This is a genomic window from Cutibacterium sp. (assembly GCF_030525615.1).
In the GTDB taxonomy this organism is placed as follows: domain Bacteria; phylum Actinomycetota; class Actinomycetes; order Propionibacteriales; family Propionibacteriaceae; genus Cutibacterium.
Map to the genome: position 1 here is coordinate 738587 of NZ_JAUNEJ010000001.1, position 18247 is coordinate 756833.

18 protein-coding genes, 1 tRNA gene and 1 other RNA gene are annotated in these 18247 nt (G+C 57.6%); 6 read left to right on the forward strand and 14 right to left on the reverse strand.

The genetic code is table 11. The features are described 5' to 3' along the window. Positions 1–377: 377 nt before the first annotated feature. Positions 378–1325 (forward strand): Abi family protein, encoded by a 948-nt coding sequence (locus Q4B98_RS03375; protein WP_303195412.1) that lies wholly within the window; start codon positions 378–380, stop codon positions 1323–1325. Positions 1326–1328: 3 nt separating this feature from the next. On the opposite strand, the gene Q4B98_RS03380 is transcribed toward Q4B98_RS03375, so the two are convergent. Continuing rightward, positions 1329–2000, reverse strand: a complete 672-nt coding sequence (locus Q4B98_RS03380) for a hypothetical protein (RefSeq protein ID WP_303195414.1) — start codon at positions 1998–2000, stop codon at positions 1329–1331. Between Q4B98_RS03380 and Q4B98_RS03385 the strand changes: the two genes are divergently transcribed. Then, the gene (locus Q4B98_RS03385) at positions 1974–2522 is read left to right on the forward strand and encodes a hypothetical protein (RefSeq protein ID WP_303195415.1); all 549 of its coding nucleotides are present in this window, start codon (positions 1974–1976) and stop codon (positions 2520–2522) included. The genes Q4B98_RS03380 and Q4B98_RS03385 overlap by 27 nt on opposite strands. Before the next feature lie 51 nt (positions 2523–2573). Next, positions 2574–2777 carry a helix-turn-helix transcriptional regulator gene (locus tag Q4B98_RS03390; RefSeq protein WP_303195417.1) on the forward strand — a complete coding sequence of 68 codons (204 nt, stop codon included), beginning with the start codon at positions 2574–2576 and terminating at the stop codon, positions 2775–2777. A 461-nt stretch (positions 2778–3238) separates the two neighbouring features. On the opposite strand, the gene Q4B98_RS03395 is transcribed toward Q4B98_RS03390, so the two are convergent. The 12 genes from Q4B98_RS03395 to prfB form a co-directional block, all read right to left on the reverse strand. After that, a complete protein-coding gene (locus Q4B98_RS03395; protein ID WP_303195419.1) occupies positions 3239–3832 on the reverse strand; it encodes a hypothetical protein in 594 nt (197 codons plus the stop codon). Positions 3833–4220: 388 nt separating this feature from the next. Then, positions 4221–4591, reverse strand: a transfer-messenger RNA (tmRNA) gene (gene ssrA / locus Q4B98_RS03400). Between the two features lie 208 nt (positions 4592–4799). Next, positions 4800–5333 carry a DUF1707 domain-containing protein gene (locus tag Q4B98_RS03405; protein ID WP_303195421.1) on the reverse strand — a complete coding sequence of 178 codons (534 nt, stop codon included), beginning with the start codon at positions 5331–5333 and terminating at the stop codon, positions 4800–4802. Next, a complete protein-coding gene (gene argH, locus Q4B98_RS03410) occupies positions 5333–6784 on the reverse strand; it encodes an argininosuccinate lyase (RefSeq protein ID WP_303195423.1) in 1452 nt (483 codons plus the stop codon). The genes Q4B98_RS03405 and argH overlap by 1 nt, the downstream gene beginning before the upstream one ends. Positions 6785–6869: 85 nt before the next feature. After that, a complete protein-coding gene (locus Q4B98_RS03415) occupies positions 6870–8069 on the reverse strand; it encodes an acetylornithine transaminase (RefSeq protein WP_303195425.1) in 1200 nt (399 codons plus the stop codon). A 10-nt stretch (positions 8070–8079) separates the two neighbouring features. Next, complete coding sequence (gene argB, locus Q4B98_RS03420) at positions 8080–9012, reverse strand: acetylglutamate kinase (protein WP_303195427.1); 933 nt, start codon at positions 9010–9012, stop codon at positions 8080–8082. Then, a complete protein-coding gene (argJ, locus tag Q4B98_RS03425; RefSeq protein ID WP_303195429.1) occupies positions 9009–10175 on the reverse strand; it encodes a bifunctional glutamate N-acetyltransferase/amino-acid acetyltransferase ArgJ in 1167 nt (388 codons plus the stop codon). Before argJ ends, argB begins: the two co-directional genes overlap by 4 nt. 11 nt (positions 10176–10186) lie before the next feature. Further along, complete coding sequence (argC, locus tag Q4B98_RS03430; protein WP_303195430.1) at positions 10187–11242, reverse strand: N-acetyl-gamma-glutamyl-phosphate reductase; 1056 nt, start codon at positions 11240–11242, stop codon at positions 10187–10189. A 99-nt stretch (positions 11243–11341) separates the two neighbouring features. Further along, positions 11342–11824, reverse strand: a complete 483-nt coding sequence (gene smpB, locus Q4B98_RS03435) for an SsrA-binding protein SmpB (RefSeq protein ID WP_303195432.1) — start codon at positions 11822–11824, stop codon at positions 11342–11344. A 46-nt stretch (positions 11825–11870) separates the two neighbouring features. Further along, a complete protein-coding gene (gene ftsX, locus Q4B98_RS03440; protein ID WP_303195433.1) occupies positions 11871–12773 on the reverse strand; it encodes a permease-like cell division protein FtsX in 903 nt (300 codons plus the stop codon). Positions 12774–12805: 32 nt separating this feature from the next. Further along, on the reverse strand, positions 12806–13492 hold the full coding sequence (gene ftsE, locus Q4B98_RS03445) for a cell division ATP-binding protein FtsE (RefSeq protein WP_303195444.1): 687 nt from the start codon (positions 13490–13492) through the stop codon (positions 12806–12808). 10 nt (positions 13493–13502) lie between these two features. After that, positions 13503–14609: a peptide chain release factor 2 gene (gene prfB, locus Q4B98_RS03450; RefSeq protein ID WP_303195446.1), complete on the reverse strand. Its 1107-nt coding sequence runs from the start codon at positions 14607–14609 to the stop codon at positions 13503–13505. Between the two features lie 130 nt (positions 14610–14739). Between prfB and Q4B98_RS03455 the strand changes: the two genes are divergently transcribed. Further along, positions 14740–14813 (forward strand) — tRNA-Val (locus Q4B98_RS03455). 308 nt (positions 14814–15121) lie between these two features. Further along, positions 15122–15508 carry a DUF805 domain-containing protein gene (locus tag Q4B98_RS03460; RefSeq protein ID WP_303195448.1) on the forward strand — a complete coding sequence of 129 codons (387 nt, stop codon included), beginning with the start codon at positions 15122–15124 and terminating at the stop codon, positions 15506–15508. A 64-nt stretch (positions 15509–15572) separates the two neighbouring features. Here the strand turns inward: Q4B98_RS03460 and Q4B98_RS03465 are convergent, their stop codons facing one another. Continuing rightward, a complete protein-coding gene (locus tag Q4B98_RS03465; protein WP_303195449.1) occupies positions 15573–17942 on the reverse strand; it encodes a DNA translocase FtsK in 2370 nt (789 codons plus the stop codon). A gap of 19 nt (positions 17943–17961) precedes the next feature. Between Q4B98_RS03465 and Q4B98_RS03470 the strand changes: the two genes are divergently transcribed. After that, positions 17962–18216: an amidase gene (locus Q4B98_RS03470; RefSeq protein ID WP_303195667.1), complete on the forward strand. Its 255-nt coding sequence runs from the start codon at positions 17962–17964 to the stop codon at positions 18214–18216. Positions 18217–18247 lie beyond the last annotated feature (31 nt).

The window sequence follows — 18247 nt, forward strand, 5'->3', positions numbered from 1 at the left end:
GGTCATGATTGCTCGCCGGGTGCCGCGTTGGAGTGCCTGAGCGATAGCCTCTCGATAGTCAGCTAAATCTGCTGGCACAGTTAGTAGCTCAACCACACACCGAAAACTGGATTGGCACGGCTCTGAGCTGTGACATAACCTGAATGGCAACATGACCGGTTCCGCTACCCGCCCAGGTGGGAGTCCAGGGCCGGTCTTCGTTGTTCTCAACCAAGGTCACCGGGGTGTTGGAGCCGCAACCGCAACCTGCGCCTGCGGAATCACCTTCCAGTTGACTCCCGGAGCATCGATCGAGCTATACTTGACTCAATCGTTCAGCCCGCCTCGACTTCGGTCGGGAGTGGGCTGGATCTCTATTCAGGGTCGGAGCCAACATATTGAGCAAGCCGGTAAAACGAGCAGCGACAATCGCTCAACACATCGATCTGCTACGTTCTCGCGGTATGCAAGTCGATACCGACGTCGCATCCCAATGGCTTAGTTTCGTCAGCTATTACCGGCTATCAGCGTATTGGTATCCTGCCCGACACGTCTCGGCACACGACGTACGCCAAGATACGTTCACACCGGGCACTCGTTTCAGTGATGCTGTTGCGCTTTACGAAGCAGATCGCAAACTACGTGCACTTGTACATGACGGAATGGAACGCGTCGAAATTGCGATGCGCACCCGCATAGGGGAAGCGCTGACCGCAACCGACCCACTCGCTTACACCGATCCGCAACGGTTTCGCCCGACGTTTAACCACACGAAATGGATGACGACACTCGACAAACGCATCAACCGTGCAGGCAGAAACAATGAAGCAATCAAGCATTACCGAGACTCCTACGACAGCCAATACCCGTTTTGGGTACTAGCTGAGGTGCTCGATTTCGCTGACATTTCACGCCTTTACGAAGGATTACCGGCATCTGACCAGCGAAAAATCGCCGAGGACATGGGACTCATCACCGACTTGACAGCACTGTCGAAAAACCAGCAACGCAAAACCAAACTCCAATCACCGCTCGTGCGATGGATGGAACAACTGACTATCGTCCGTAACTTCTGTGCACACCACGCCAGGCTGTGGAACAAATCCTTCGCCCCGGCACCGACGGCAGCATTACGAACGCTCCCGCAATTCGCGTCGCTGCCCCTCGGGCAAAGCGGACAAATATTCGGTGTCCTCACTGTTATGGCGGGTCTCATCCGCGTCACATCTCCAGGAACAACCTGGCCAAACAAAATCAGCAGCCTCATTAACAACGAGTTCTTAGCAAACCCTCTTGTCAACCCCACCAGTTTGGGCCTACCAGAAAACTGGAATCACAGCTTCTAACTGTTAATCCTTACGATAAAAGTCGCACTCATACCCGTCAGCCGCGAGCGGTAACCCCTCCGCCCAATCTGGCACAGTAGCCATGAGAGCACAAATCTCGTCCACGCTGGCGGTGGTGGTTTCGACGACAATCTCGTCGTGGACGTGCATCACGATCCGATGCTTACCATTCGCGACGTGGTACATGCCGTAGACGAGCAGGTCGCGGGCAATGGCTTGGACGATGTTCTCTGTAACCTTGCCACCATAGGTCTCCAGCGCGCCCCATTTCCGTCCGGTACTCGTACCTTCGTAGAGGATCGAGGTGCCGCCGAACTGGTTCTCACCAAGCCGGGGCTTCACGTAGGCGAGCCTGCGCCCGGATGGCAGCTCGATGAAGAAGATCCCGGACTCGACCGTAAATGTCAGTGGCCCGACACGTGTGGGCTGGCGGGTAGAGATGACTTCAATCGCAGCGGAATTGATCTGCGCCCACAAGTCGACGATGTTGGGGTTCGCGGCTCGCCACGCGTCCACAATGGGTCGTAGCTCGTGTCCGGCTAACCCCATGCGCAAGGCTCCCATGGCTTTCAGCGCACCTACCGATCCGCCGTACCCGCAGGCGAGAACCGCGATTTTACCTTTCTGGCGCAGCTCGCTGTTGACGCCGTGTTTGTCGACCGGTATACCGAACATTCTGCTCGCGGTCTCGCAATAAAGATCCTTACCATCGCGAAAGGCTTGCAGTGTGGTGGTTGCGCATATCCAACCGAAGCAGACCTCAAGAGCCTTCAAAAATTCTTCCCAGAAGCCAACCTGACCAAGCTCGTAAAGATTGAAAAGTTCCACACCAAGATCCAGACAATCCTCAGCAAAGAACTCCAAGAAGCACTCACGCAAGTAACTCAAGCGCTCGAAGAATACAAAGGCCAGAAAGCTCGGCTAATTTCTCAGATGGACGCCATCCCACCCTCCAAAGCGTTCACACAAGAGTTCCTTGACGCATATACGTCTCTTGACCGCAGAATCAACAAACTGCAAGACGAAAACGACGCGTTCGATAAACGCGCCAAACTTCAAAAAGAGAAACAAGAAGCGAACCACCGCTATCAAGAACAGCTAAACACTGTGCTAGCTCAAATCGAAATTGTCATCAACAGCCAGATGGAGGCGATCAACGACGAATTTACTGGAGGATACAAAGGTGCTCAAGCTTGACAACAACGAACACGCACTATTCGGCGAGAAATGGAGCCGAAAGGAACGCCCATGAGAATCCAATACAACAAACTCTGGAAAATCCTGATCGACAAAAACATGAACAAAGTCCAGCTCAAAGAAGCCGCAGGCATCAGCAGCAACTCGCTAGCCAAACTCGGCAAAAACGAACCCCTCCGCATGGACGTACTCATGAAAATCGCAACTGCACTCAACTGCAAAGTCGAAGATCTATTTGAGACAATTCCCGGATGACCACAGGTCGTGACCATCGCACTCAATGCGCATTTACATCTGATCCGTTAGAAGTTTTCGCCTAAAGCTAGGAAAAGAACGACCTATCGGCTAGATGCTAGACGCAGACCACTTTCTATCATCTGGAGTGTTCGAGTCTGCCTGTCCTCCCCCTGCGACAACGGCATCGTGACACGCCGCGATACTTAGTCTTGTTCAGAATCGCGGTAGCCTTTCGCTTGGGTTGCGTACATCTGCGCATATACGCCACAGCGAAAAATTCTCTGGATTAGCACTCAAAAACTACACAAACTTACCGTTGCGCAATCCCTGCAGCAGGCGTCACTCCTAGATCAGGCACAAAACATACCGCCGATCATTAAAAGCAGCACGCTCACCACGAGGCCGATACACATCCTTCAACGCCAACCGACCAAGCCCCTCCACATACTCATCCCTCACAGAGCTCCACAACCCACGAACTACTTCAACACACGAATAGACTCGCCCACCTTATCCAAATCAGCCTTACGAGACTCCTCAAAAAAACCACCAACTACTACAGCCGTATCATCATCAATCTGAATCATATACAAACGAGCAGGAAGCTTATATTTTTTGCTCATCCAAAAATCCATAACTACAGTTTTATATCCATCAATTTCCATTTCAGTATGGCGTGTACCACCACCGCCAACGGTTCCGCCAGTATCAGCCCTAAATTGACCTTCGATATCATCAACAGTTTTTTGCTCAGGATCGTGATTACCGACCACATAATTTAACAGGTTCTCCGACGCATGAACGTTACTCCACCCATGCAAGTAGCCATCAGGATTATCAAAATCTTCAGGATATGCAAACTCTACCAAATCTGCCACAGTATCCGTCACCCAACCCTCAGGCACCTTAGACTCCTCTTTTCCGCCAGCACAGCCTGCAAGCGCAAGCGCACACACAGCCAGCAGGCTCATGATTTTTAATTTCATTGCGATTCCTCTCTTGATGTCTTCAAAATCTTGCATCTGGCGGCGCCCATCCGAGCCAATCTCACCCAAATACTGCTTGGTCTTCACTGAAGAACTTTCAATAGATTGTTTCGCCTTATGATACACAAACCAGGCATCAATCCTTGCCTTTATGCCGGAAATGAAGTAGCTCTGGCTGCACACTAGTCGTTCATGGATTAGTACTCGCAGGACTTTTTGACGCCCTAACCCATACCAATTGACGTAGACCCTACACATTTTGACGATGCTCCGCACAATTTGACGCGCTCAGGCGCTCGAAGCAGGAGGCCACCCACCAGGCAGCCAAATTGACTCCAGTAGAGACTTTTGAACAGCAACCGTGCGTCCTCTGAGCACGTTGCCACTCCCCCAAAACCACCCCTGACAAGACAAAACGCAACCCTTCCGGGCAATACAAAAGGACGCTCACTTTGTATCAAAATGAGCCTCCTAGTGGTGGAGATGGCGGGAATTGAACCCGCGTCCTTGAAAGACAGTCCAGACATTCTCCGGGCGCAGTCGATGCTGTCGTTGTTACTCGGCTCCTGCACTCACATCGACATGGTGCAGACAAGCCCAGTCACGGAAAAGCCCCGTACAGCCCCCGTGACCACAGCTGTACAGCAAGCCTTCTTAACGAGGCCAGACTCCGGACGGAAGGCTACATCCGGGCTGACCCTTCGATCGCCGATCAGGCGGCGAGAGCGAAGTCAGTGCGAGTGTTCTCGGCACTTATAGGTTTCCAAGGATCGTTAACGAGTTGACCTTGGGTCCTCGGCCCGCTTCTCCTGGAACAACCATTCCAAGTCGAAACCAGTCATCCCCTCTATGGTGTTGTACCGGCTAAGTTTATCTCAACATTGCCCAGTCATGGAACCTGTCCGCCAGCGGCGATCTTCAACGTCGCACCGCACCAGAAGTTCACACCGTTCACCCCCTCGCCAGCCGTCGCCTTGCGACGTCTGCCATGTGTTCATGCACTGATAAGCGAACTGTCGAGGCAGACTGCGGGCATTCACTCCATAACCGCGTCTCAGTCCCGTCCTTGAAATCCACGAACGGCCTGGACAATAGTCACGGCCACCCACACCAGCCCAACCACATCGACGAGCACGCTGTGGCCAAAAAAGAACAAACCCGACAGCACAAGGGCAACACCCCCCAAGCCGAGGAATCCGACCTGGGTAACGAGCTGGCGTGTGACGCTGCGCCGCGCCCAAGAACCCTTCCTTGTCACCCCAACGCCGATGGCCGGACCGATGGGTCCTGCAACAAAACTTGACAGACTACACAGCCCAACGCCCTTCGTCGGTCTGTTCTCGCGAGTGTCAGGCAACGGTGCCCTGAAAGCCTCCGGAACGGATGGTTTGAAAGACGGCAGGTTACGGAAACTCTGGTCAAGTTCGGCACGAGTTCGCGCCAATAAGGCCATTTCGACGCGCCGTTCGCGGTCTGAGTCGTCTATTACCCCTTGGGCGTAAGCGTCGTTGATGTGGTCCAGAACCCTGTCACGCTGCTCGTTCGTCACCCGCAAAGAAGACGTGTCTTTTTGCCACGGGGTACTCATCACGAGACCTCCTGTCCAAACTCACTCAACTGAGCAACAGCGTCGCGCAACTCGGTGATCTGCTCGGCGACACGCACTGGGGCAGTTCCACCGCGCCCACACCGGGAGCGTACTGACCCCTCGACCGTCATGACCTGTCGTACCTGCGGGGTGAGACGCGGATCGATCGCTGCCAACTCCTCGTCAGTCAGATCAGCCAATTCTTTACCTTGCGACTCCGCCTGTCGCACGCATGCCCCGGACAGCTCATGGGCGACGCGGAACGGCACGCCCTGGCGCACCAGCCACTCGGCGACGTCGGTAGCCAAGGAGAATCCCTGGCCCGCCATCTCGGCCATGCGTTCCGTGTTAAAGACCGCAGTGTCTATCATTCCGGTCACTGCGGGAAGCAGCAGATGGAGCTGATCGATCTGGTCGAAGACCGGCTCCTTGTCCTCTTGCAGATCTCGAGCGTAGGCTAGCGGCACTCCTTTGAGGGAGGTCATCAGGCCGGCGAGGTCGCCGATGAGTCGTCCGGCCTTGCCGCGTGCCAACTCCGCGATATCGGGGTTCTTCTTTTGCGGCATGATGGATGACCCTGTCGAGAATGAGTCATCAAGGGTGACGTAGTTGAACTCGCGGGTGTTCCAGATGATGATTTCTTCGCTGAGGCGAGAGAGGTCGACGCCTACCTGAGCTGCAACGAAGGCGAATTCGGCAACGACGTCGCGGGCTGCAGTGCCGTCGATCGAGTTGGGAGCCGATGAGGAGAAACCGAGGTCACGGGCGACGGCTTCCGGATCGAGGCCGAGTGACGACCCGGCGAGGGCCCCCGAGCCATAGGGGGAGCAATCCATTCGGGCGTCGAGATCGCGGAAACGCTGCACGTCGCGCACCAAAGGCCAGGCGTGAGCAAGCAGATGGTGGGCCAACAGCACCGGCTGGGCGTGCTGCATATGAGTGCGTCCGGCAATAACAGCGTCACCAGCCTCCTCTGCTCGACGGGCCAGCACATTGACCAGTCCCAGCACCTCGCCAGCGATACTGCGAGACTCCTCGCGCAGGTATCGTCGCAGCAGGGCAATGATCTGGTCATTGCGGGACCGCCCGGCACGCAAGCGGCCACCGAGATCATCTCCGGCACGCTCCATGAGACCACGCTCCAGCGCGGTGTGAACGTCCTCGTCATCAGGACTGGCAACGAATCGCCCGGAAACGACATCTTCTTCGAGTGTGTTGAGGGCCTCGATCATGCCCTGGTACTGGTCATCATCGAGCAGTCCGGCGGTGTGGAGAACACCGGCGTGAGCCTTGGAACCGGCGATGTCGTGGCGTGCCAGCCGCCAATCAAATTGAGTCGACACGGACAGGGCGGCCAATGCCTCTGACGGCCCACCAGAGAAGCGTCCACCCCACAACGCCATCGGACGGTCAGGGCTGTTCTGGGTGTGGTCGTGCGGTTCAGTGGTCACGAAGAACTCCTCACTCGGGTACGTCGTTGTAGCTTACCTACCTCCGCACCCACTCCCGTCAACCTGTCGCGTTCCACAGGAGGTGTCAGGCTGTTACTGAATCGATGAGGCTTGGAAGGGCAGCAACGAAGGTCTGAGCTTCTTCCTTGGTGAGAATGTAGGGAGGAGCAAGTCTTAGTGTCGATGGATTGGCGGCATTGACGATGAATCCAGCCTCGCGGGCTGCAACAACAAGGTCCGTAGCGATGGCGGAGTCGAGCTGGACACCGATGAGGGCACCTCTCCCCCTGACCTCGGTGACGCGCGGATGGCAGTGTCTTAAGGCTGTCGTCAGGAAGGCCCCGATCTGACGGACGTGGGACAGCAGATCCTCGGACTCGATGGTGCTGATAACCGACAACGCGGCAGCACATGCCAGCGGATTCCCGCCAAAGGTGGTCCCATGCTGACCAGCAGTAAGGATTCCAGACACGTCGGGTCCGAAGGTCATCGTCGCCCCGATGGGGAATCCTCCGCCCAGGGCTTTGGCAAGGGTCATGATGTCGGGAGTGATGTGAGCCTCACGGTGAGCGAACCACTGACCGGTACGTCCCATTCCGCACTGCACCTCGTCGACGGCCATCAGGACATTGTGCGAGGCCGTCAACTTGCGAACCTGCTGCAGGTATTCGACCGACAGCGGCACAACCCCAGCTTCTCCTTGTATCGGCTCGACGAAGACGCCGGCTACGTTCCCCCTGTCCAATTCGACGGCGAGAGCGTCAGAATCCTCTGGAGAAACGAATGTGACGTCGACCGCTGAGGGCCCAAAAGGCTGACGGTAGGCGATCTTGTGCGTCAACGACAGGGCGCCCAGGGTCCGACCGTGGAAGGCATGTTCAAGCGCGATGATTCGACCGCCAGGTGTGCGAGCGAGACAGATCTTGACGGCGGCCTCATTGGCTTCAGTCCCTGAGTTCGACAGAAAAACCGCCGATCCCTGCGGTGCATTGGCCAGCGACAAGAGTTTCTCGGCCAGGTCGAGCTGTGGCCCGGTAGTGAAGAAGTTCGACACATGAGCGAGTGTGGCGGCTTGGCGGCTGACTGCCTCGACCCATGCCGGGTGGGCATAACCCAAGGCATTGACGGCGATACCGCCTAGCAGGTCAAGGTATTCCTTGCCGTCGCTATCGACAACGACGCAGCCGTGACCGTGTTCCAGACACATCTGGGGGCTACCGAATACGCCGAGCAGGCTGTGACGGTACCGCCCCTGCCAAGTGTTAGACGTCTGGTCGTGAGTCATTGGCTTCCTTTCAGGCGTAGTCATCACGGCGTGCCATGGTTCCGACTCCCTTGGTGGTGAAGATCTCGAGCAGCAGCGCGTGTTCAATCCGCCCGTCAACGATTGCTGCACTCGAGACTCCCCCGTCAATCGCGTCGAGGAGAGCTTGACCCTTGGGTCTCATGCCTTCCCCTAGTCGGGGAATCATGGCGCGTAGGTCCGTAGCCGAAATCTCCGATATGAGGGTGTGGGGGTCTGGCCAGGTGCCATAAATGCCGGCCACATTGGTCAACATGACGAGTTTTTCGGCGCGTAGAGCCTGGGCGATAGCCGTCGCAGCGGTGTCGGCGTTGACGTTGAGCACCTGCCCTGTCGGGCGGCCAGCCTCGTCGACCTCAGGACTTACCGGGGCAATGACGGGAATCTGCCCCCGATCCAGCATGGAGTTGATGAGCTCAGTGTTGACGTCAACGATGTCTCCAACCAGACCCATATCGATCTGTTCCCCGTCGACGATGACTCGTGACTTGCGCGCCGACAACAGCCCAGAATCCTCCCCGGACATCCCGGCTGCCAGAGGTGCGTAGGTGTTAATCCGGTTGACCAGCTGACGTCCAACCTGGCCGACAAGTACCATCCGGACGACATCCATCACTTCTGGGGAGGTCACGCGCAATCCATTACGAAACTCCACCGGTGTCGCGGATTCGGCCAGCATGGCGTTGATCTGAGGCCCGCCGCCATGGACGACGATTGGACGAATACCCACCGACGCCATGAAGACGATATCGTCGGCGAAGGCCTGCTGTAGACCGGGATCGACCATGGCATTGCCGCCATATTTCACGACCACGGTCCGGCCCTGGAACCTTCTAATCCAAGGCAGTGCTTCCACCAGCACCTCAGATTTCCGCTGGGCCGAAAACTGCGAGTCGTTGAGAGGAATGTCAAGAGCGAGGGTCATGATGTGTATGCGCTGTTCTCTTCGACGTATTCGTGGGTCAAGTCGTTAGTCCACACGGCGGCCTCAGCCTCACCGGCGTGTAGTTCGATGTCGATGTGTACCTCGCGCGAACTCATGTCGACGAGATCTCGGTCGTCGCCAATACCCCCCGATCTGCACACCTGAATGCCATTGACCGAGACATCCACTGCGTCAGGGTCGAAGGGGGCGACACTCTCTGGTACACATCCGACAGCTGCCAGGATTCGTCCCCAGTTGGGGTCGTTACCGGCGATGGCGGTCTTCACCAAGTTGGATCGGGTGACTTCACGAGCCACTGCCACGGCCGCCTTCGTGGTTGTCGCACCGCGGACCGTCACCTTGACGTCGTGGTGAGATCCCTCGGCATCGGCAACCAGCTGCCGGGCCAAGTTCGCACACAGCTGCGTCAGAGCACAGACCAAGTCCTCCTTGGACATCGTAACCCCAGAGGCCCCGGACGCCATCGCGACCACAGTGTCATTGGTCGACATACAAGCGTCGGAGTCGACTCGGCTAAACGTGACCTCGCAGGCTTGGGCCAAGGCATCCTGAAACTCTTCAGCATCCACGACGGCGTCAGTGGTCACGAAGACGAGCATCGTTGCGAGCTGGGGAGCCAACATGCCCGCACCCTTGGCGATTCCGCCAAATCGTGCACCATTGTTCTCCACGGTGGCCGTTTTGGGAACGGTATCGGTCGTCATGATGGCTCGTGCCGCCGACTCGTCAACGACATCTCCCTTGCCCAGGGAGCTATGCGCAATCGCAGCACCCTTGAGGATTGACGGCATATCCAGGCGCACTCCGATAACCCCCGTTGAGGCCACAACTACCTCATGCGGTTCGCAGCCAACTAGGGCAGCGACATATTCGGCTTCACGCTTGGAGTCGGCCAGCCCGTCATTTCCAGTACAGGCGTTGGCAACAGCCGAGTTGACAATGACTGCACGTGCCTTGTGATCGGCAACAACCTCACGTGACCACCGCACGGGTGCAGCACAGACACGGTTGGTGGTGAACACTCCGGCAACACAGTCGCGCGGACCGTCGTTGATGATGAGGGCAAGATCGGGTACTGGGGCGTTCCGCAGCCCGGCACGAATACCACGAGCGCGAAAACCTAGCGGAAAGGTAACGGACATGAATACTCCTGTCAGGGGTTAAGGCCAACCATGGGCAGCCCCTGAGTTTCAGGGAGTCCCAGGGCTAGGTTGAGGCTCTGGATGACGGCGCCCGCAGTTCCCTTGACGAGATTGTCGAGGGCGACGATGACGGTGGCCAGACCGTTGTCGAGGTCGCCGGCGGCAGTGATATGTACCAGCGCTGACCCAACGACATCGTGGGTATCGGGGTGGGTGTCGGTGACGTGAATGAGCGGCTCATTGTCATAAACCTCATGAAGCCGCCCCATAAGGGTCTCGGTCGAGCACTGCGACGGTGCGGTGCACACCGCCAAGATTCCCCGGGTCATCGGTACCAGGACAGCACTGACGCTCAGATGCGGGTCCTTGGCACCGGAAGTGCGCAAAGACTGCATGATCTCGGGAATGTGACGATGAGCATTACCGACGGAATAGGGGTGGGCTCCCCCGCTCATGCGGGAAAACGTGAGATCTGGACGACTCGACTTCCCGGCTCCCGAGGTTCCGACCACCAGGGTCACTGCCGTCTGAGAGGTGTCCACGAGGTTCACCAGCGGCGACAGCCCAAGAGCAACGGCCGAGGCATTGCAGCCGGGGCCAGCAATCCGCGTCGCGCCGACAAGATTGCTGCGCTGAGACCCGCCGCTGGCCAACGGAAGTTCTGGGAGACCGTAGGTCCAGGTACCGGCATGATGACCGCCGTACCAGCGCTGCCAGTCCGACGCCGACGCCAGCCGGAAGTCCGCACCAGCATCAACAATGACAATATCCGGGTTGACCGTGCTAAGACCGTTGGCGATCTCTCCGGAAGCACCATGAGGAAGGGCCAACACAACGGCGTCATGACGTGCCAACCGGGTGACGTCAATCTCGCAAAGAGTTCGCTCCCCCGCTACCCCCGCCAGGTGCGGCATCGCCTGAGCCACCGAGAGGCCAGCTTGGCTGTGCGCGGCAAGGTCCCCCATCCTCAGCCCAGGATGTCCCGCCAGCAGACGCACCACCTCAGCTCCGGCGTATCCGGACGCCCCGGCTACGGCGACGTTGAATTCTTTTGCGCTCATGCGCATATTTATACACCGGATCGTATGTTTGGCCAACTCACATTCACGATGTGACTACAACACGACCGCCACCACACTGAGAGTGCGGTGGCGGCCTTCACCACTTCAGCGCTTGCGATGACGAAGGCGATTCGCCAACGCCCGCTGTGCCTCACGCTTGGCGTCGCGCTCCCGAATGGCCTGCCTCTTATCCCACTCTTTTTTACCGGTGCCAACGGCGATCTCGACCTTGGCGTACCCGTCCTTGAAATACAACTGCAGCGGAACGATGGTCTTTCCGGGGCCGTCAACCTCTCTGGAAAGCTTGGCAATCTCACGTTTGTTGAGCAGCAACTTGCGCTTGCGCATGACGTCATGGTTGCGCCACGTGCCGAAGGCGTATTCGGGAATGTGGAGGTTGTACATCCACACCTCACCGCGCTCGTCAACCTGCGCAAAAGCGTCGCTCAACGTGGCTTTGCCTGCGCGCAAAGACTTCACCTCGGTGCCCTGCAGAACGAGTCCAGCCTCCCATGTGTCACCGATGGTGTAATCGTGGGTAGCCCGACGGTTACGCGCAACGACTTTGACTCCCTGTTCCCTGGGCATGGCAGACCTCCTTCAACACAGGACATTCCATCCTATATGGAGAAACTCAGACCCTCAGATACTTCTTAGTCACGATGTAGGCCGGTGCCGCAGATAGCACGATCGCCACCACAATCATCCAGGCAATCGACGTCCACACCTGAGGCCAGCCAATCCACGCGACCGTCGTGATGGAGTGAGCCATCTTGCCCATGACAACCAGATCGGCACCCACAGCAAGGGTCAGACAAGCCAGCAGCGCTCCAATGAGCCCCGAGATGAGAGACTCGAGGAGAAACGGCATGAGGATGTATGTATTTGACGCCCCCACCAATTTCATGATTCCCAGTTCGCGACGCCGGGCAAAAGCGGCCATCCGCATAGTATTGCCAATCTGCAAGGCTGCCGCAACGAGCAAGAGCACCGACATCCCGAGTGTCACCCATTTCAGGGCATTCATCCACATGAATATCGGGTCCAACACGTTGTGCAGATCGACGACTGACTGCACACCAGGCAGACTTTGCGCCTCCGTCACAACTGCCTCATAGTTCTGCGGATCGACAAGTTTGACACGGTAGGAGTCCTGGATAGTGTCCTCAGTCAGAACGTCCCTCACCGGAGAGTCCGCGTAGATCCGCTGGTACTCCTGAAAGGCTTCACCCTTGGACTCGTAATAGACGTGCGAAACTTGCGGATTGCTCTCCAATGCCTGACGAATGGCGTCCTTCTGGGCCTGAGTGGCAGCCTTCTCTCCCGAGCATTGTGCCCCTGAAACACCGTCGACACACAAAAAGACCGAAACCTCGACTTTGTCGTACCACTTGCCCTTGAGCAGATCGACCTGCTGGTTGGCAAGCAAGGCCGCCCCGAACAGGGACAGGGAAACCCACATCGTGACGATGACGGCCAGGGTCATCGTCGCGTTGCGGCGCAGTCCAGACCATGTCTCTCGCAAGGTGTGACGCATATATGTCCTCGTTCTGTCTGGTATCGGGGATGTCAGGAGTTACGGTAAACGCCCTCGTTCTCGTCTCGGACGACGTGTCCGGAGTCGAGTTCGATGACTCGTCGTCTCATTTGGTCAACGATCGTCGGATCGTGAGTGGCCATGACAACCGTCGTACCCGTGCGATTGATACGATCAAGGACCTTCATAATGCCCACAGCTGTATCAGGATCAAGGTTTCCGGTCGGCTCATCGGCAATGAGGATTTTCGGACGGTTCACGAAGGCGCGCGCCAGTGCAACTCGCTGCTGCTCACCACCGGAGAGTTCGTCGGGCATCCGCTTCTCCTTGTTTTCCAGCCCGACGAGTTCCAACGTCTCGGGAACGACATTGCGAATCTCTTTGGTTGGCCTCCCAATGACCTGCATCGCGAAGGCGACGTTCTCATAGACGGTCTTGCCCGGGAGTAGGCGGAAATCCTGGAAGACTGTGCCGATCTGCCGACGCAGGGCCGGCACTTTCCACGACCTCAGCTGGTTGAGGTTTTTGCCAGCGACGTAGAGGGTTCCTTTCGTCGGCCGGTACTCGCGCAGGATGAGCCGAATAAAAGTCGATTTGCCCGATCCGGACTGGCCAACGAGGAAGACGAATTCTCCCTTGTCAATATCGACGTTGACGCCGGACAAAGCAGCCTGGCTCTGTCCGGAGTAGGTCTTCGTGACGTTGTCGAAGGTAATCACGTGTGTCCCGTCAGTCTGTCTCGTTCTTACGGCGCCACCGGATGCCAGCGTCAATGAAGTCGTCGATGTCGCCATCAAAGACTGCCTCGGTATTGCCAACCTCGTAGTTGGTGCGCAGGTCCTTGACCATCTGGTACGGGTGCAGCACGTAGGAACGCATTTGAGCACCCCACGAATTGCCCTCGGACTTCAGCGAGTTCATCTCGGCTTCCTGCTCCTCACGAGCCTTCTCCAGCAGCTTGGCCTGAAGGACTCGAAGGGCAGCAGCCTTGTTCTGGATCTGAGATCGCTCATTCTGACAGCTCACCACGATGCCGGTGGGAAGGTGGGTCAGTCGGACAGCCGAGTCAGTGGTGTTAACACCCTGCCCACCCGGGCCGGAGGCATGGAAGACGTCGACGCGCAGGTCCGACTCGGGAATGTCAACGTGGTCGGTCTCCTCGACGACAGGCAGTACCTCGACACCAGCGAAAGAGGTCTGGCGACGTCCCTGATTGTCGAAGGGGCTGATACGTACCAGACGGTGTGTCCCCTGCTCCACCGACAGGGTTCCGTACGCAAAGGGAGCATGGACGACGAAAGTCGCTGACTTGATACCCGCCTCTTCAGCATATGAGGTGTCGAGGATTTCGACCTTGTAATCGTGGCGTTCAGCCCACCGTAAGTACATCCGCAGCAGCATTTCGGCGAAATCAGCTGCGTCGACCCCACCAGCCTCAGAACGAATCGTCACAACGGCCTCACGCTCGTCGTATTGGCCAGACAACAGGGTACGAACTTCGAGGGCGTCAATCTCTTGTCGAAGTTTAGCTGTCTCGCTGGTCGCCTCTTCCAGAGACTCAGAGTCCTCGTCCTCAGCGGCGAACTCCAGCAGAACCTGAACGTCCTCGATCCGAGAACGAAGCCGAGCCAGACGCTCAATTTCAGCTTGCAGGGCAGACAACCGGGAGGTTACCCGCTGAGCGTTTTCCTGGTCGTCCCACAGGTTGGGAGCGGCCACCTGCTTTTCGAGATCCGCGATCTCGGCCTTCTTGGCTTCGGGGTCGAGGACGTTTTCAATCGAGGAAAGGGACGTGTCGAGCTCCTCGACGGTCTGCTGAAGATCTACCAATGCCACGTCGATCAACTCTACAGGGACACAACGACAAGTCCGCCGTCACTGGCCCGGATGATGCAGGCATGTTCCGGCCTCGATACACTTGCACGAGTTCGCGACATTCTTGTGACTCGTTAGAATGAAGCGCCCGGGGCGTATAGCTCAGTTGGTCAGAGCGCCTGCCTTACACGCTGGAGGTCGCCGGTTCGAACCCGGCTACGCCCACCCTTGGTCGCCTGCACGCCAAAACTCATCCAAAAATACTATCTTTAATGCCGGGAACATACATTCGTTCATCTATATTTCGCTCTGTGGCGGACCCCCCCATTCCGGTAGTATGAGCATTCCCGATGTTCATTAGCGAATAAGGAACCCAGATGACACAGTCGAACCCCCCCCAATGGCCCAGCCAGACCCCTACGAATGACGGACGCGACTCGTTCGGACAGCCTTCAACTGGCAACCCTTATCAGGTCCCGGACCCTTACTCTCAATATAACGATCCCTCCGGCCAAGACCACCGCAGACCGCACGTGAGTTTCGGCCGCGCCATCAAGCTCTTCTTCAAGAATTACGCTGTTTTCCGTGGCCGGGCCTCGCGCTCCGAGTATTGGTGGACCTTCCTCTTTTTGGTACTGGTTTCATCCGTCTTGGAGGCCATCAACGCCGTCACGGCATCTCCAGGACACGAGTCGTCACTGTATCTGGTCCTGTACGCTATCTGGGGTCTGGGCACGCTCATCCCCTCATTGGCGATCCAAGTGCGCCGCCTGCACGACACCAATCGCTCTGGTTGGTGGGTACTTATCAACCTCATCCCGCTCGTTGGCCAGATTTGGATACTGATCTACTTCCTCCTGGATTCTCACCCGGATGCATGGCAGACCTACGACAAGGAGCCACTGCCTGCTACTGAGTGATACATCAGGTGTCTCACAACTACCGGGGTCCACACCACATGGTGTGGACCCCATATTTGATTGGTCAGGCCTCGGCCTGCAGATGTGCCAGCACATCGTCAAGGTCGTCAGGGCGTACCAGCACCTCGCGAGGCTTCGACCCTTCTGAAGGACCGACAACATTGCGGGTCTCCAAGATGTCCATGAGACGACCGGCCTTGGCAAATCCGACACGCAATTTGCGCTGCAACATCGACGTCGATCCGAGCTGCAGCTCCACGACGAGCTTGGCCGCCTCGAGCACAAGCTCCAGATCATCGCCAATATCCTCGGCAACCTTCTTCTCGGCTGTCGGGGCAGCGACGTCATCGCGGTAGTGGGCCTCCATCTGAGACTTCACGTGAGCGACAACCTGGTGGATTTCAGAATCCGACACCCAGGAACCCTGCACACGTACAGGCTTGGACGCTCCCATCGGCAGAAACAGTCCGTCACCCTGACCGACCAGCTTCTCAGCACCCGGTTGGTCCAAGATGACTCGAGAATCCGTCATTGAGGAGGTTGCGAAAGCCAATCGCGACGGGATATTAGCCTTGATGAGGCCGGTACACACGTCAGTTGATGGACGCTGGGTGGCCAACACCAGGTGGATGCCGGCGGCTCGAGCCAGCTGAGTGATACGAACGATGGAGTCTTCGACATCGCGCGGGGCCACCAGCATCAGATCGGCCAATTCGTCCACCACGACTAGCAGGTAAGGATACGGGGCCAGCACCCGCTCGGAACCAGGCGGAGGAGTGACCTCTCCTGCCATCACAGCCTTGTTGAAATCCTTGACGTGGCGGAAGCCGAAGGCGGCCAGATCGTCGTAACGCTGATCCATCTCGCGAACCACCCATTGCAAAGCCTCAGCGGCCTTCTTGGCGCTGGTGATGATGGGGGTCACCAGGTGAGGAATCCCTTCATACTGAGTGAGTTCCACTCGCTTGGGATCAACAAGCATCATGCGAACCTCATCAGGGGTAGCTCGCATCATCACGGAGGTGATGAGGGAGTTGACGAAGCTCGACTTACCAGAACCCGTCGCGCCTGCCACTAATAGGTGGGGCATCTTCGCGACGTTCGCAATGACGAATCCACCCTCAACGTCCTTGCCCAGCCCTACAACCAAGGGGTTGTGATCGCTGCGGGCCTTCGAGGAACGTAGGACGTCGCCCAGGGAGACGATCTCCTTGTCCCGGTTGGGAATCTCGATACCGATCGCTGACTTACCAGGGATGGGCGACAGAATACGCACATCCGGAGACGCCACCGCGTAGGCAATATTCTTACTCAATGCGGTGACCTTCTCGACCTTGACAGCAGCCCCGAGCTCCACCTCATAACGAGTGACCGTCGGGCCACGCGAGTATCCAGTGACCTGCGCGTCGATCCCGAACTCGTCAAAGACCGACGACAACTTGGACACGACGGCGTCAGAGGCCTCAGTACGAGCCTGTGGCACCGTGCCGGGACGAAGAAGTTCAGAAGCGGGCAAGGTGTAGGCGATGTCACCGGACAGCTGCAATTGCTCGACGCGAGCCGGAATCGGCTGGTGCGCCGGCGGTTCGAGATCAGCGTGCTCGTGAACGGTAAATCCCTGCGGCAACCCGGCACTTGTGGGTTCCTGGGCCACTTCGTTGTCACTCCCACGTTCGGGGGCCGCAGAACCCTTCTGAGAGTCCGAGGACGTTTCGTCGACGATCTCAGCGTCAAAAATAGCGTCGAGACTCTCATTGGTGCGCTCGGCGCTGCTCTTGGACCTCTTGGAACGACGATCCTTGACAGGGGTCATCTGCTGCGTGGCAACCTCGTCGGGATTCATATCGACCAGGGTGTCTCCCACCAGCGGGCTGTCATAGGCCCGTCGAGACTCGATCTCGCGAGGGTTGACGACTGCTCGGTGGGAGGCACTGCGGACTCGCGCTATCCAGTCGACGAGGGGGCGGCCCACGATGAGCAGAATCCCCAGAGCCGTCACGAGAATGAGCAGAGGCAATGCGACCCACTTCGTCAGGAGATCCGCCAGCAGGCTCGAAGAAATGTAACCGAGCATACCTCCGGCAGAGCGGACCGCCTCAGGATGATCTGGACGCGGAAGTCCGTGGGCAATGTTGATGACTCCGAGAAGGCCGAGGAAGAAACACACCCAACCCAGCACCTCGCGTCCACCTGTGCCGTTGGTCGCCGGGTGACGCAGGATGTGCCACATCATGGCCAGACCCAACAATGGCAAGGCGTATGATAACGACCCAAAGATCGTTGCGACCCCCATTCGCAGACCATTGCCGAATCCACCTGGAAGATCGAACCAAAATCCGGCAGCGATCAGGGCAGATAGCACCAGCAGCACCAGACCTGTGCCGTCTCGGGTCACTTCCGGCTCAGTTGGACGTCCACCAATGCTGCGGACCATGGTCCCCAGTCCGCGCGCAATACCCGACCAGGTCGCCGACAACGCTCGGGCCACCGGATTCGCGGAACTGGGTGCACTCGGTGGCGTCGACCTGCTTCTCGAACTGGTCGACGTCTTTTTGTTACTTCTGTTCGAGCGTGTTCCCGAACTACGCGACGATTTCTTCGCCGTCGTATTTCGGGACCGAGCTGGGGAAGACGCACGAGTCGCCATGTCATTGACGTTATCAACCATGGCAGCCACCATCCGGCAGGCGAGGCGGAGAGTCAGATGATTAAGGCATATCGCGCCGTGGATGTGAATGC